14 protein-coding genes are annotated in these 15,012 nt (G+C 62.5%); 7 read left to right on the top strand and 7 right to left on the bottom strand.

Going from position 1 to position 15,012, the window contains the following annotated elements:
* Positions 1-56 precede the first annotated feature (56 nt).
* The 3 genes from EN804_RS15610 to EN804_RS15620 all read right to left on the bottom strand — a co-directional run bounded on the left by EN804_RS15610 (position 57) and on the right by EN804_RS15620 (position 2,209).
* Positions 57-1,007: an acetyl-CoA carboxylase carboxyltransferase subunit alpha gene (locus EN804_RS15610; RefSeq protein WP_127872194.1), complete on the bottom strand. Its 951-nt coding sequence runs from the start codon at positions 1,005-1,007 to the stop codon at positions 57-59.
* A gap of 98 nt (positions 1,008-1,105) precedes the next feature.
* Complete coding sequence (locus EN804_RS15615) at positions 1,106-2,023, bottom strand: site-specific tyrosine recombinase XerD (protein ID WP_127872195.1); 918 nt, start codon at positions 2,021-2,023, stop codon at positions 1,106-1,108.
* Positions 2,024-2,056: 33 nt separating this feature from the next.
* A complete protein-coding gene (locus tag EN804_RS15620; protein ID WP_127280197.1) occupies positions 2,057-2,209 on the bottom strand; it encodes a histidine kinase in 153 nt (50 codons plus the stop codon).
* Positions 2,210-2,420: 211 nt separating this feature from the next.
* Between EN804_RS15620 and EN804_RS15625 the strand changes: the two genes are divergently transcribed.
* The 3 genes from EN804_RS15625 to EN804_RS15635 are packed head-to-tail and all read left to right on the top strand — an operon-like array spanning position 2,421 to position 5,057.
* Positions 2,421-3,032 carry a shikimate kinase gene (locus EN804_RS15625; RefSeq protein ID WP_127280196.1) on the top strand — a complete coding sequence of 204 codons (612 nt, stop codon included), beginning with the start codon at positions 2,421-2,423 and terminating at the stop codon, positions 3,030-3,032.
* Positions 3,029-4,165 (top strand): 3-dehydroquinate synthase, encoded by a 1,137-nt coding sequence (gene aroB, locus EN804_RS15630; RefSeq protein WP_135920148.1) that lies wholly within the window; start codon positions 3,029-3,031, stop codon positions 4,163-4,165. Before EN804_RS15625 ends, aroB begins: the two co-directional genes overlap by 4 nt.
* A gap of 1 nt (position 4,166) precedes the next feature.
* Positions 4,167-5,057: an HlyC/CorC family transporter gene (locus EN804_RS15635; RefSeq protein ID WP_127276021.1), complete on the top strand. Its 891-nt coding sequence runs from the start codon at positions 4,167-4,169 to the stop codon at positions 5,055-5,057.
* A gap of 95 nt (positions 5,058-5,152) precedes the next feature.
* Here the strand turns inward: EN804_RS15635 and EN804_RS15640 are convergent, their stop codons facing one another.
* From EN804_RS15640 to EN804_RS15650, 3 genes are read right to left on the bottom strand one after another with little or no spacing between them, the layout of a single operon-like run.
* Complete coding sequence (locus EN804_RS15640) at positions 5,153-6,694, bottom strand: SpoVR family protein (protein ID WP_135867567.1); 1,542 nt, start codon at positions 6,692-6,694, stop codon at positions 5,153-5,155.
* 8 nt (positions 6,695-6,702) lie between these two features.
* Positions 6,703-8,016 carry a YeaH/YhbH family protein gene (locus EN804_RS15645; RefSeq protein ID WP_135920150.1) on the bottom strand — a complete coding sequence of 438 codons (1,314 nt, stop codon included), beginning with the start codon at positions 8,014-8,016 and terminating at the stop codon, positions 6,703-6,705.
* A gap of 19 nt (positions 8,017-8,035) precedes the next feature.
* Complete coding sequence (locus EN804_RS15650; protein WP_127276018.1) at positions 8,036-9,985, bottom strand: PrkA family serine protein kinase; 1,950 nt, start codon at positions 9,983-9,985, stop codon at positions 8,036-8,038.
* Positions 9,986-10,306: 321 nt separating this feature from the next.
* On the opposite strand from EN804_RS15650, the gene EN804_RS15655 reads away from it, so the two are divergent.
* Entirely contained in the window at positions 10,307-11,107 is an 801-nt protein-coding gene (locus EN804_RS15655) for an alpha/beta hydrolase (protein ID WP_127872202.1), read from the top strand.
* Between the two features lie 117 nt (positions 11,108-11,224).
* A complete protein-coding gene (locus tag EN804_RS15660; protein WP_135920152.1) occupies positions 11,225-12,778 on the top strand; it encodes an acetolactate synthase large subunit in 1,554 nt (517 codons plus the stop codon).
* A gap of 7 nt (positions 12,779-12,785) precedes the next feature.
* Here EN804_RS15660 and EN804_RS15665 read toward each other — a convergent pair whose 3' ends face one another.
* Complete coding sequence (locus EN804_RS15665; protein WP_127276016.1) at positions 12,786-13,088, bottom strand: BolA family protein; 303 nt, start codon at positions 13,086-13,088, stop codon at positions 12,786-12,788.
* Positions 13,089-13,265: 177 nt separating this feature from the next.
* On the opposite strand from EN804_RS15665, the gene EN804_RS15670 reads away from it, so the two are divergent.
* The gene (locus tag EN804_RS15670; RefSeq protein WP_127276015.1) at positions 13,266-13,895 is read left to right on the top strand and encodes a J domain-containing protein; all 630 of its coding nucleotides are present in this window, start codon (positions 13,266-13,268) and stop codon (positions 13,893-13,895) included.
* A 123-nt stretch (positions 13,896-14,018) separates the two neighbouring features.
* Entirely contained in the window at positions 14,019-15,005 is a 987-nt protein-coding gene (cobS, locus tag EN804_RS15675) for a cobaltochelatase subunit CobS (RefSeq protein ID WP_127276014.1), read from the top strand.
* The last annotated feature ends 7 nt before the right edge of the window (positions 15,006-15,012 follow it).

Below are 15,012 nucleotides of genomic sequence, written 5' to 3' on the forward strand. Positions count from 1 at the left end.
GCCGCCACATTGCCGTGGGCACGGGGCTTCGATGGTCCCATTGTGCCGTCAGACGGTCAGAGGCTGCGGCCCATCGCCAGGTATTTCTCGCGGCGCTGTTCACGGAAATCGGTGTTGGCGCCGGCGAATTCCTTCATCGTCTTGGCGATGAGGTCGCCGGTCGCGGCTATCACCGTTTCGGGCGCGCGCTGGGCGCCGCCCATCGGCTCGGGGATGATGGCGTCGATGATCTTCAGTTCGAGAAGATCCTGCGCGGTGATCTTCATGTTGGTCGCCGCGTCCTTGGAGCGCGTCGTGTCGCGCCACAGGATGGAGGCGGCACCCTCGGGCGAAATCACCGAATAGATGGCGTGTTCGAGCATGTAGACGCGGTTGGCGGTGGCGATCGCGATGGCGCCGCCCGAACCGCCTTCGCCGATGACGACCGAGATCGACGGCACTTTCAGGCCAAGGCAGGCCGAGGTCGAGCGGGCGATGGCTTCGGCCTGGCCGCGCTCCTCGGCGCCGACGCCGGGATAGGCGCCGGCCGTGTCGACCAGCGTCAGCAGTGGAATCTTGAAGCGGTCGGCAAGTTCCATCAGCCGCACCGCCTTGCGATACCCTTCAGGACGCACCGAGCCGAAATTGTGCTTCAGCCGGCTCGCCGTGTCCGAGCCCTTTTCCTGGCCGAGGATGGCGACAGGTTCGCCGCGGAAACGGGCAAAGCCGCCGACGATCGCCTGGTCCTCGCCGAAATTGCGGTCGCCGGCGAGCGGCGTGAAGTCGCTGAACAGACCCTTGATGTAGTCGACGCAGTGCGGCCTGTCGGAATGGCGCGCCACCTGAACCTTCTGCCATGGCGTCAGTGCCTTGTAGAGTTCGCGCAGCGCGTCGCGCGAACGCTTCTCGAGCCTGGTGATCTCGTCGGCGACATCGACCGCCTCGCCGTTCTCGGCAAGCTTCTTGAGCTCGAGGATCTTGAGCTCAAGATCCTGCACCGGCTTTTCGAAATCGAGGTAATTGTACATGCTTGAGCGGACCGATGCGTCGGAAGGCAAGGACTGCGGAACCGTTGAAACCAAGGCTCCGGGCGGTGAAATGTCGTCCTCACATAGCGATATGAGGCCTAGTCGGCAAGCGGATGATGATCGTTGACCAGCCGCACCAGCCGCTCCTCAAGCACGTGGGTGTAAATCTGTGTCGTCGATATGTCGGCGTGGCCAAGCAGTTGCTGCACGGCCCTGAGATCGGCGCCGTTCTGCAGGAGATGGCTGGCGAAAGCATGGCGCAGCACATGCGGCGATATTTTCGCCGAGGCGATGCCGGCGCGCGCCGCCAGCCCTTTCAGGTCACGGGCAAAGACCTGGCGCGAGAGATAGCCGCTGTCCGATGCCGCCGGAAACAGGAACGGGCTGTCGCCGAAGGCAGGCACCTTGGCCCGGGCGTCAAGCCAGCTCCGCATCGCCGAGCGCGCCTTGGCCGACAGCGGCACCATGCGTTCCTTGTCGCCCTTGCCGCGCACCATGAAGAAACGGTCGTCGCGCTGCGCCACCGTCACCGGCAGGCCGACCAGCTCGGAAACGCGCAGACCCGTGGCGTAGAGCACTTCGACCAGCGCATGCAGGCGCAAGGCCGCCAACCTGTCGGCATGACCGAGCCCGGCATCGCCGGCTTCGTGCGCGGCGCGGTCGATCAGCCGGCCGGTTTCGGCCTCGCTCATCGTCTTGGGCAGTGGCCGACCCTTCTTAGGGCTGTCCAGCGTGCCGGTCGGGTCGTCGGCGCGCAGGCCTTCGGCATAAAGGAACTTGAAGAACTGGCGGATTGCCGACAGTTTGCGCGCCTGCGACGTCGGCGCGAAGCCGCGCCCGGCGATGTCGTCGAGATAGGCGCGGATGTCGGCGGCACCTGCGCGGGCAAGTCCGCCGTCGATCCCGTCGGAAGCATCCTCCAGATCGCGGCGATAGGAGGAAAGCGTGTTCTCGGCCGCTCCCCGCTCGGCGCTCATCATTTCCAGGAAGGCCTCGATACGGGCGGCGCTGTTCATTTCCTTGAGGCGGTTCCGAGACAGTTTTGCTGTTCAGTTTTTCTTGGGATTGAGCTTTTCGGGCGGAATACGCACGCTCATTTCCGCTCTTTTCGGCTCGACGAACATCACCAGCGCGAACATCGTACCATAGGCAATGCCGGCCAGAATCGCGAGGGTCACGACAAAGCGAAACAGTGTCGGCATCAATTCTCGCCCGTCTTTTTGTTCTGCGTTTCCAAACCCTGTGCCCTTATGGGACGCCAATCCGACCAATTCAAGGAGGAAGCGGGGGCGTGTTGGCAACTTCTGATGCGAGCGTCCCTCTGTCCATATCGAGCCCACGGCACTCGGCACGCTTGACGCAAACCGGCTTTTCATGTCGATACGCCGGCAAAGAGGGCCCAAGAAACAGCTGATGAACGCGCTACAGGCAAATCCTCCAGGCGAGACCCATGCCGCGCTGCTTGGCAGGCTGGGCGGTCGGTCCATTGTCTTTGTCGGCCTGATGGGCGCCGGCAAGACGGCGATCGGCCGCAAGGTGTCGACGATGCTTTCGCTGCCCTTCATCGACAGCGACCAGGAGATCGAGAGCGTGTCGCGGATGACCGTTCCGGAGCTGTTCGAGCGCTATGGCGAAACCGAGTTCAGGGCCCTGGAGCAGCGTGTCATCCTGCGCGTGCTTGAAAACGGCCCGCAGGTTCTGTCGACCGGCGGCGGCGCCTTCATGAACGCGCAGACGCGCGAGGCCATCGCCGCGCACGGGGTCTCGGTGTGGCTGAAGGCCGAGCTCGACCTTCTGATGGACCGCGTTTCCAAGAAGCAGAACCGGCCGCTTTTGAAAAGCGCCGATCCCCGCGCCGTGCTGGAGCGGCTGATGGGGGAACGCTATCCGGTCTATGCCACTTCCGACGTCACCGTGCCGACCCGCGACGACCGCAAGGAGATCATCGCCGCCGAGGTGCTTGAGGCGCTTTGCCGGCATTTCGGCATCGATACGATAGAAGCGACGGGCGAGGTCGAATCATGAGCGCGGATCACCCTGTCATCGTCGAAGTCGGTCTCGGTGACCGGGCCTACGACATATTGATCGGCGCCGGCCTGCTGTCGCGCGCCGGTGCTGAGATTTCGCGCCGGCTGCCGGGCACACGCGCCGCCGTCGTAACCGACGAGAACGTCGCCGCGGCGCATCTCGATACGCTGAAGGCCGGGCTCGAGAAGGGTGGCATCCAGCCCACCGTCATCACGATGCCGCCCGGCGAGAAGACCAAGAGCTTTGCCCATCTCGAAGAGGTGGTCGATGGCGTCCTGGCCGCCAGGCTGGAGCGCGGCGACGTCGTCATCGCGCTTGGCGGCGGCGTCATAGGCGATCTCACCGGTTTTGCCGCCGGCATCGTGCGGCGCGGCATGAATTTCGTGCAGGTTCCGACCTCGCTGCTGGCGCAGGTCGATTCCTCGGTCGGCGGCAAGACCGGCATCAACAGCCCGCGCGGCAAGAACCTCGTCGGCGTCTTCCTCCAGCCCAGGCTGGTGCTGGCCGACACCGAAGTGCTCGACACGCTGCCGATCCGGGAATTTCGCGCCGGCTATGCCGAGCTCGCCAAATACGGGCTGATCGACCGGCCGGAATTCTTCGCCTGGCTGGAAGCGAACTGGGAAAAGGTGTTCGCCGGCGGACCGGAGCGGGCCGAGGCCATTGCCGAGGCCTGCCGCGCCAAGGCCGACGTCGTTGCCCGCGACGAGTTCGAAACGGGCGACCGCGCCCTGCTCAATCTCGGCCACACCTTCGGACACGCGCTCGAAGCCGCCACGCAGTATGACGGCGCTCGGCTTGTCCATGGCGAGGGGGTCGCCATCGGCATGGCGCTGGCGCACCGGTTCTCGTCGCGGCTCAATCTCGCCAGCCCCGACGATGCGGCCCGCGTCGAGGCGCATCTGCGTGCCGTCGGGCTGCCGTGGCGGATGGCCGATATCCCGGGCCATTTGCCCGATGCGGATACCCTGCTTTCATTCATCACGCAGGACAAGAAGGTGTCGCGCGGCGCGCTGACCTTCATTCTGACGCGCGGCATCGGCCAGGCCTTCATCGCCAAGGATGTACCGGCCTCGGAAGTGCTGTCGTTCCTCAGGGAAAGCCATCCAGCCAGCCGGAAAGCCGGCTGAGATGGACAATGGCTGGATCGTCGTCGCCGTCCTTGCCATCATCGTCCTGCTGGTCGTTGCCGTGCGCAAGCGTCTCCTCGCCATGTTCGGCTATGAACTGTCGCGCATCGAGCCGCAGCGCTCGAGCCAGGACGAATTGCGCGGCGCGGTCGACGATTTCCGCCGTGACGGGCAGGTGGTGCGCGAGGACCGCGACCGCATCGGCGGCCTGTTCGACCTCGAAGAGCTCGAAGTTTCCGACGTCATGGTCCACCGCACGAATATGCGCTCGGTCAACGCCGACAATGCGCCGGAGGCAGTGGTGCGCGAGATCCTGCAGAGCCCGCACACCCGCATGCCGCTCTGGAAAGGCTCGCTCGACAACATCGTCGGCGTGCTGCACGCCAAGGATCTGCTGCGCGCGCTGAACGAAGTCGGCAACGATTTCTCGCAAATCGACGTGATGAAGATCGCCTCAAAACCCTGGTTCGTGCCCGACACCACGACCTTGCAGGAACAGCTCAACGCCTTCCTGCGCCGCAAGGCGCATTTCGCCGTCGTCGTCGACGAATATGGCGAGGTCGAGGGGCTGGTGACGCTGGAGGACATCATCGAGGAGATCGTCGGCGAGATCGCTGACGAGCACGATGTCGACATCCAGGGCGTCAAGCAGGAGGCAGACGGCTCCATCGTGGTCGATGGCACGGTGCCGATCCGCGACCTCAACCGGGCGCTCGACTGGAACCTGCCCGACGAGGAGGCGACCACCATTGCCGGCCTCGTCATCCACGAGGCGCAATCGATCCCCGAGGAGAAGCAGGCTTTTACGTTCCACGGCAAGCGCTTCGTCGTGATGAAGCGCGACAAGAACCGCATTGCCAGGGTCAGGATCCGGCCGGCCGGCGACGCCTGAAGCCTGTCTTTATGCTAGTTGCCCCAAGGCCGCTGCGCACTTTTTGATCGATATGCGCCGGGCCTGAGCCACGGCATCGGTGCAACAACCAAGCCTCATTCCGCGATCTGGCTCGTCGACCGTTCATGGACCGTCAGGCCCGTCTCAGCGTCGACGGCGGCCAGGCTGACCTCATAGCCCCAAAGCCTCCGGATGTGACGAAGCGTGGCGTCGCGGCTGGTGTCCTCAAGAAGGATGCCCTGTTTCACCTTGTGCTGCAGTCGCAAATGCCGATCGCCGAGCAGATCGACATCCACCACCTGGATGTCCGGTCGGTTCGCGCCGACGTCGTAGTTGTGAGCGAGCGCGGCGCGTATCTTTTCATAGCCGCGCTCGTTGTGGATCGAGGCGACCTCACAATGCGGCTGGTCGGCAGCGTCGCCGAGCACAAAAAACCGCCATTTCCGGATCAAGGCCGGGCTGAGGTACTGGCGGATAAAGGACTCGTCGCGGTGGTCTGCCCAGGCGTCGAGGAGGACCTCGCGCCAGTTGCCGTGGCCGGCGATGTCGGGAAACCAGTCTCGGTCCTCGGCCGTCGGCTTGGTCGAAATGCGCCTGATGTCCTGCATCATGTCGAGGCCGAGAGCGTATGGATTGATGCCCGAAAAACGCGGATCATCGAACGCCGGCTGGAAGACCACGTTGGAATGATTGCGCAGGATTTCGAGCATGGCGCCCTCGCTGATCCGGCCGCGGTCGAACAGCGTGTTCATCACGGTGTAGTGCACGAAGGTGGCGCAGCCCTCGTTCATCACCTGTGTTTGCCGTTGCGGATAAAAATATTGCGCTATGACGCGAACGATCCTGATGATCTCGCGCTGCCAGGGCTCCAGGACCGGACTGTTCTTTTCCAGGAAATAAAGGAGGTTTTCTTCGGGCAGGTTGAGCGATTTCTTCCACTCCGGGTCTTGGACCTTGACGTCGGCCCTTTGCTGCGAATGCGGCAGTGTGCGCCACAGATCGTTATAGGAGCGCTCTTCGTATTCGAGACGCTCGCGAAGCCCTTCGCGCAGTCGCTCCGACGACAGCTTCGGCGGCCGCTGATAGCGGAACACGCCCTGTTCCATCAGCGCGTGGGCGGAATCGAGAACGGCCTCGACGGCAGCGAGGCCGTGCCGCTCCTCGCAACGGACAATGTAGCTCTTGGCGAAGTCCAGGTAGCCGAGGATCGCTCCAGCGTCCGTCCACTGCTTGAACAGATGGTTATTCTTGAAGAAATGGTTGTGCCCGAGCGCGGCGTGAGCCGTCACCAAGGCCTGCAGGGCCATGGTGTTCTCCTCCATCAGATAGACGATGCAGGGATTGGAATTGATGACCAGTTCATAGGCAAGTCCGCGCCCGCCTTTGCGATAGAGCAGATCCTGGTGGAGGAAGTGTTTGCCGAAAGACCAATGTCGGTACATCAGCGGCATACCGACTGACGAGTAGGCGTCGAGCATCTGCTGGGAGGAGATGATCTCCATCTGCACGGGATAGATATCGAGATGGAGCTCTTCGACAGCGATCGCCTCGATCGCATCATAGACCCGCGACAATTTCGTAAAATCCCAGTCGGATCCGGAAAAAAGCAGTTCGGAATTAGCGGCTTGTGTGGCCATCAGCTCCCTCACGCTCTCTTGAGGAGAGTCGGCTGTCTGCCGAAGAGCTGGCGAAAGACCGGGTAGATATCGGCGGGCGTGGCGATGCGGCTCATCTGGAAGTTCGGCCATTTCAGGTCGATCGCGCTATAGGCACGCCATAGCGATGTCCCGTTCTCGGTCGTGCCGAATATATGGGCTTCGCGCTCGTCGATGATCTCGACATAGGCAAAATACTGGCACAGCCGCATGAGCTTGCCGTCGAGCAGGGCTATGCAGCGCTCGGAATCGGTGATGGAATTGTCTCCGTCCGAGGCCTGGGCGGCATAGATGTTCCACTGGCTGGCCGGATATCGCTGCTCGATGATGCGATGCATTTCCTCGAGCGCGGTGGAAACGACGGTACCGCCGCTTTGCGTGCAGTTGAAGAATGTCTCCTCGTCAACCTCCTGCGCCTCGTGGGTATGGCGGATGAAGACGATTTCGATCCGGTCATAGCGCCGTTTCAAAAACAGGTGCAGCAGCACGAAGAAGCGTTTGGCCAAATCCTTTTCGCGCTCACCCATGGACCCGGACACATCCATCAGACAGAACATGACGGCGTTGGCGTTCGGCACGGGCTGGGGGTCGAAGCGGTTGAATCGAATGTCGACGGGATCGACATAGGCAATTCGCCTGCGCCGCCGCTCCAACCGGTCAAGCTCCTCGCGCAATGTCGCAATGTGCCGGCGCGTCGCCGCGCTGGATCGCATCAACTCGAGCATGGCGATTTCCTCGAGGATCGCGTCCAACTCGCCCTGCTTGGGGCGCCTCAGCGCAATACGCCGTCCGTGACTGTTACGCATCGTGCGCCCAACATTGATGTTGGTGGGTGAACCGGTAGCGGCGAAGCCAGCCCGGCGCGGCTTGAAGGCAAGGATTTCCTTGAGGTTGAGCTTGACCATATCCGGGAGTTCGAGATCCTCGAAAAAAAGATCGAGCACCTCTTCGCGTGACAGCACAAAACGAAAGTCGTCTTCAGACACGGTGTCTCCCGGGGACGACGCCCCGGCGCCGCCGCCCTGGCCGGGCTTGGGGATCAGATCTCCAGGAGAGAAATGCCTGTTGCCCGGCAGGATGTACTGGCGCCTGCCGCTGTTCCTGGCGTTGTTGAAGGTCGGCTCGCCCGTGCCTCTGTCGGGCATGGGCACTGCGTGCTCGGCATCCACGTCGGCGATCCTGCCGATGCGGATCTGATCGCGTAGGCTTCGCTTGAGTTCTTCCCGAGCGCGCCTGAGGAACCGCTGGCGATTGCCCAGGCTCTTGTCCTTCGGATTCAGGCGGCGGTCGATGAAAATAGGCATGGAACCATTCGGGCCTCTCTTAACCCGCCTTGTTCACCCGCATGTACCAGTCGACAAGCCGGCGCACCTGCCGCTCGGTGTAGCCGCGTTCCACCATGCGCTGCACGAATTCATTGTGCCGCTTTTCCGTGACGCTGTCCTGCTTGGAGCCGAAACTGATCACCGGCAAGAGGTCTTCGACCTGGCCGAACATCCGCTTCTCGATGACCTCGCGAAGTTTCTCATAACCTGTCCAGGACGGGTTGCGGCCGTGGTTTCGCGCCCGGGCACGCAGCGTGAATTTGACCACTTCATTGCGGAAGTCCTTGGGATTGGCGATGCCGGCCGGTTTCTCGACCTGCGACAATTCCTTGTCCAATACCTCGCGATTGAGAATCTGGCCCGTGTCGGGATCCTTGTAGTCCTGGTCCTCAATCCAGGCATCGGCATAGGCGATGTAGCGGTCGAAGAGGTTCTGGCCATATTCGCTGTATGATTCCAGATAGGCTTTCTGAATCTCGTGGCCGATGAACTCGGCATAGCGCGTTGCCAGTTCCGACTTGATGAAGTCGAGATAGGCGCCTTCCGTTTCCTTTGGAAACTGCTCGCGCTTGATCGCCTCTTCCAGGATGTACATCAGGTGCACGGGATCGGCAGCCACCTCCTTGGTGTCGTAGTTGAATGTCTGGGACAAGATCTTGAAGGCGAAGCGTGTGCTTACGCCGGTCATGCCTTCGTCGACGCCGGCGGCATCGCGATATTCCTGGACCGACTTCGCCTTGGGGTCGACTTCCTTGAGGTTCTCACCGTCATAGGCGCGCATCTTGGTGTAGAGCGGCGAATTGTCGTGCTCGGCAAGGCGGGTCGAGACCGTGAATCGGCTGAGAATGTCCATCACTTCAGGTGCGCAGGGGCTTGCGGCCAGGTCGCTCTCGCGCAGCAGCTTTTCATAGATCTGCCGCTCTTCGGTGATCCGCAGGCAATACGGTACCTTGACCACGAGGATGCGGTCGAGAAAAGCCTCATTGTTCTTGTTGTTTTTGAACTGTTGCCATTCCGATTCGTTGGAATGGGCAATGATGATGCCCTGGTAGGGAAAGGCGCCGAAATTCTCGGTACCGTTGTAGCTGCCTTCCTGGGTCGCCGTCAGCAACGGATGCAGGACCTTGATGGGTGCCTTGAACATCTCGACGAATTCGAGCAGGCCCTGCGTGGTCCGGTTCAGTCCGCCGCTGTAGGAATAGGCGTCCGGGTCGGATTGGCTGAAATTTTCCAGCTGTCTGATGTCGACCTTGCCGACCAGGGCCGAGACATCCTGATTGTTTTCGTCGCCAGGCTCTGTCTTGGCAATGCCGATCTGGCGCAGCCGGGAAGGCATCAACTTGACCACGCTGAATTTGGAAATGTCGCCGGACAGTTCGTCGAGTCGCTTGGCCGCCCATGGCGAGATGAGCCCATGCAGCCGGCGTCGGGCTATGCCGTATTTATCCTCCAGCAGGTCGCCCATGCGATCGGGGTTGAAAAGGCCAAGTGGCGATTCGAAAACCGGGCTGATCTGGTTGCCGACCTTCAGCGTGTAGATCGGGCGCTGTTCCATCAATTTCTTCAGCCGTTCGGCCAGGGAGGATTTGCCGCCGCCGACAGGGCCGAGGAGGTAGAGGATTTGCTTGCGCTCCTCGAGTCCCTGGGAGGCATAGCGAAAATAGCCGGCGATACGCTCGATCGTTTCCTCCATGCCGTAGAAGTCGGAGAAGGAGGGATAGATTTTAAGGGTGCGGTTCGAAAAGATGCGGCCGAGCCGTTCGTCCTTGCTGGTGTCGACCAGGTCGGGTTCGCCGATCGCCTCGACCATCCGTTCAGGCGCCGAGGCATACATTGATTTGTCCTCTCGGCAGGCAAGGAGATACTGCTGGAGGCTGGTTTCTTCCTGGGCGGCGTTGGCATAAATCTCCGAAAAAAGGTCGAAGACGTCGGACTGATTGTCGCGCATAGTGCTTTGCCCTCAGAGCCGTGCTGGCTACCTAATGGCTCATCACATATTCAACTGCCGGAACGCATGGTGGTTCCCTTTATTAGGAGCGCGCGTGCATTTGGCATTGAAACCCGAGACGCCAGCCATCTGGCCGAAATGCTTACCCAATACTTAGGTGGTGATGGCCAGACGAGGTCGTCAAGGGGCAGATATTGATTTCGTGATCTGCACGGTATTGAAGCGCGTTGATGCGGCCTGAGGCGGCGAGAGTTGCGACCCGGTTCTGGACGCGCGTAGCGCCCGCGAGCGCTGTTGGACCTGCACAGCCGGGAGACTACGATGATCGATCGACGAAACCTCATCCTGACCTCCCTGGCGGCGATGCTGCCCTTGGAAGCATGGACCGTGCCGCGCCAGCCCGCGCCAGAAACGTTTGACTACGGACCGGCTCGACTCGACCTTTATGCACCGGAGGACGCAAGCGGGCTGCCGGTGGTGTTTTTCGTTCATGGCGGCGCCTGGCGGCTCGGCAAACGCAGCCAGGTGGGCGCCAAGCCGGCCTTCCTGCTTGCCAACCGCTTCTGCTTCGTCTCCATCGACTACCGTATGCTGCCGCAGGCCGATGTCGCCACCCAGGCGGGCGACGTCGAGAAGGCCTATGCCTATGTCAGGGCCAACATCGCCCGGCATGGTGGCGACCCCAACCGCATCGTCGGCATGGGCCATTCGGCCGGCTGCCACCTGATTGCCCTGACCGGCATGCGCGGTGGATTGCCCGGCGTCGCCGGGCTGCTTCTCGATGATACCCGGGCCTATGATCTCGCCGCGCTCGCCGAAAATGGCGGCATGGTGCGGGCCTATGCGCGCGTGTTTTCCGATGCTTCGCAATGGGCGGCGCTTTCGCCGGCGAGCTATGTGGACGGCCGCAAGCATCCGCCGACCTTCATCGCCTATTCTCGTGCCGACGGTCGCGGCGAGCAGTCCACGACCTTTGCCGAGCGCCTGCGCGCCACAGGCACCGAGGTGACGCTGTTCGATGGCAGCGCGTATACGCATATGTCGATCAACCGCGATTTCGGCAGGGATGGCGATGCGCTGACCGCCGCCGCGCTGACGTTCCTGAAATCGGTGGTCGGTTGACTCAGCCGATTGTCGCTCGCCCATTCCGTCGCTGGATCATGCCAAAAGCGTCGGCGGAATATTGCGGCGCGGACATGCGCGGGTGCAATTGCTCCTCGTTAACGGGAGAAAATTTGCATGAATGGCGCCGATGTCCTGTGCGACGTGCTGCTGGCCAATGATGTTACGGTGTGCTTCGCCAACCCCGGCACATCCGAAATGCATTTCGTCGCCGCGCTCGACCGCAAGCCGCGGATGCGTTGTGTGCTTGGCCTGTTCGAGGGCGTGGTGACCGGTGCGGCCGACGGCTATGCGCGCATGACCGATCGCCCCGCAGCGACGCTGCTTCACACAGGGCCGGGGCTGGCCAACGGTCTTGCCAACATGCACAACGCAAGGCGCGCCAGGAGTTCGATGATCAACATCGTCGGCGACCATGCCTCATACCATCTGCCGCTCGATGCGCCGCTGACCAGCGATATCGGAGGCCTGGCGGCGCCGATGTCCAACTGGGTGCGCCGCATCGAAGGGCCTGCCGATGTCCAGCCGGCCACGGAGGCGGCCTTTCGCGCCTCGCTGACGCCGCCGGGCGTCACGACGCTGATCCTGCCGGCGGACGCGGCCTGGGGGGAGGCTGACGCGGTTTCGCTCGGCAAGGTTGTCCTTTCACCGCCGCCGGTGGTTGACGTGGATGCGGTGCGTCAGGTGGCCGCGGCGATCCGCTCCGCGCCCGGCCGTGTTGGCATGATCGTTCGCGGGCGGGCGGCGCGCGCCGATGCGCTCGAGATCGCCGGCCAGATTTCGGCGGCCTGCGATGTCAGGCTGTTCAGCGAGGTCCTGATCGCCAGGATGCAGCGCGGGCGCGGACGTGTCGCGCCGACGCGCATTCCCTATCCTGTCGACGCGGCGACGGCAGCGCTCAGGGATATCGATGTTCTGGTGCTGGTCGGCGGAAAGGAGCCGGTCGCCTTCTTTGCCTATCCGGGAAAACCGGGACGGCTTGTCCGTGACGACTGCCAGGTGCTGACGCTCGCCGACCATGGGCAGGACCTGCATGCGGCGCTGGAAGCGCTTCGCGGTGAACTTGGCGTCAAGCCATCGCAACGGACGGCGGTTGCCAGCGCGTTTCCCGACGAGGCAACGCCGAACGGCCCGCTGACGGAAGACGCCATCGCACTGTCTGTCGCGAGAAAGCTGCCGGCCGACGCGATCGTCTGCGACGAGGCCGTCACCTCGGCGCGGCGTTTCTTCGCGCTGTCGGCCTTTGCCGCGCCGCACGATTACATGATGGGCACGGGCGGGTCGATCGGCGGCGGCATCCCGCTGGCGACGGGTGCGGCGATCGCCTGTCCCGGCCGCAAGGTGATCAATCTCGAGGCCGACGGCAGCGGCATGTACACGGTGCAGGGCCTGTGGACGCAGGCGCGGGAACGTCTCGACGTGGTGACGATCGTCTTTTCCAACCGCACCTACGCGATCCTGCATGGCGAGATGAAGAATGTCGGCGTGAATGCGATCGGCGAGAATGCGCGGCGCATGCTCGATCTCGATCATCCGGCGCTGGACTGGGTTTCGCTGGCCAAGGGCATGGGCGTGGAGGCTGCGCGTGCGGATACCTGCGAGCGGTTCGACGCGCTGCTCGACGCTGCCTTGTCTCGCCCGGGGCCGTTTCTGATCGAAGCGGTAATCTGACCGGTTCTTACCAGCGCGTCTGTTCGCCGGGCGCCGCAGGCTCGATCGCCAGCGCGTGCACGCCGGCCTTCAACTCGTCGGCCAGCAGTTCGTTGACGGCGCGGTGACGGTCGATGCGGCTCATGCCGGCGAAATTCGGCGAGACGATGCGGACACGGAAATGCGTCTCGCCGGTGCCGTCGAACTCGGCGTGGTGGCCGGATTCCACGTGATGATGGCCGGCGTGCAGATGGCTTTCGTTGAGGATGACCAGCCGGTCCGGCGAAAATGCCTTGTTGAGCTTGTCTTCCATGGTCGCCTGTATGGACATCGTTTTCTCCCTTCACCACATATGGTTGGCGCTGCCGTGAAAACCAGAAATCGGTCTCACCAGGCCGCTGGCGCGCAACAAAATCAGTCATTCGCCTGCTTTAAGCCGCGATTCAGCGGTTAGGGCGATGATCGCGAAAATGTCAATTCTTGTTTCGCATCTGCGAACGCCCCATAAATGGGTGAGATGAAGCCGTATCCCAAATATTTCGAGAAGATTCGCGTTCGCCCCGACAAGGACGCGGAGGTGAAGTCGCACGCGCCGATCTGCCAGTGGGATGGCTGCAAGGAGGCGGGCACGCATCGCGCGCCGGTCGGGCGCATGAAGGAGGGCGAGTATTTCCGCTTCTGCTTCGACCACGTGCGCGAGTACAACAAGGGCTTCAACTACTTCTCCGGCGTGCCGGACACCGAGGTCGCGCGCTTCCAGAAGGAAGCCATGACCGGCCACCGGCCGACCTGGAAGATGGGCGTCAACGGCGCCTCGACACGCTCCTCGCCCGATATGGCGCAGATGCGCTCCGGCCGCGCCGGCTACTACAACCGCATGCGCGACCCGTTCGACCTGTTCAAGGGGCCGAAGGATCCGCGCGAGGCGCGCGAGCGCAAGGCGAAGCCCCTTGAGGCCAAGGCGCTGGAAACGCTTGGCCTTGATACAAAGGCGACTGGCAAGGACATCAAGGCGCGCTATAAGGAACTGGTGAAGCGTCACCATCCGGATGCGAATGGCGGCGACAGAGGTTCGGAAGACCGGTTCCGCGATGTGCTTCAGGCCTATCGCGTGCTCAAACAGGCGGGCCTGTGCTGAGCGACCCTACGGTTCGTGTCGTTTTCCAACTTTCATAAGGTTGGAAAAGGCTTTAAGACCGCCCCCGAACAAAATCGATTGCCGGCGAAACGCGACGTTTCGCTTGTGGAGACGTTGAGAGATATGAACAAGGTCGATCGCGATATCGCCAACCTGCCCGACACGACGGTGTCGGTGAAGGAGAAATTCGGCTTCGAGTCCAAGATGGTGGTGCCGGCCTATTCGGTGACATCAGAGCATGTGCCCGACATTGATCCCGACTATCTGTTCGACAAGGCGACGACCTTGGCGATCCTCGCCGGCTTTGCCTACAACCGCCGCGTCATGGTGTCGGGCTATCACGGCACCGGCAAGTCGACCCATATCGAACAGGTTGCCGCCCGCCTCAACTGGCCTTGCGTGCGCGTCAACCTCGACAGCCATGTCAGCCGTATCGACCTCGTCGGCAAGGACGCGATCGTGGTCAAGGACGGCTTGCAGATCACCGAATTCCGCGACGGCATCCTGCCCTGGGCCTATCAGCACAATGTCGCGCTGTGCTTCGACGAATACGATGCCGGCCGTCCCGACGTGATGTTCGTCATCCAGCGCGTGCTGGAATCGTCCGGCCGCCTGACGCTGCTCGACCAGAGCCGGGTCATCCGCCCGCATCCCGCGTTCCGGCTGTTCTCGACCGCCAACACCGTCGGTCTGGGCGACACCACCGGCCTCTATCACGGCACCCAGCAGATCAACCAGGCGCAGATGGACCGCTGGTCGATCGTCACCACGCTGAACTATCTGCCGCACGACAATGAAGTGAACATCGTGCTGGCCAAGGCCAAGCACTATCGCGACACCAAGGGCAAGGACATCGTCAACAAGATGGTGCGCGTCGCCGATATGACGCGCTCGGCCTTTATCAATGGCGACCTGTCGACGGTGATGAGCCCGCGTACCGTCATCACCTGGGCCGAGAATGCCGAGATCTTCGGCGATGTCGGCATGGCGTTCCGGCTGACCTTCCTCAACAAGTGCGACGAGCTGGAACGCTCGGTGGTTGCCGAGTTCTACCAGCGCGCCTTCGGCCAGGATCTGCCCGAGAGCGCGGCCAACGTGGTGCTGGGCTAAGCAGAGC

Source organism: Mesorhizobium sp. M8A.F.Ca.ET.161.01.1.1, from assembly GCF_004792105.1.
Classification (GTDB): Bacteria; Pseudomonadota; Alphaproteobacteria; order Rhizobiales; family Rhizobiaceae; genus Mesorhizobium.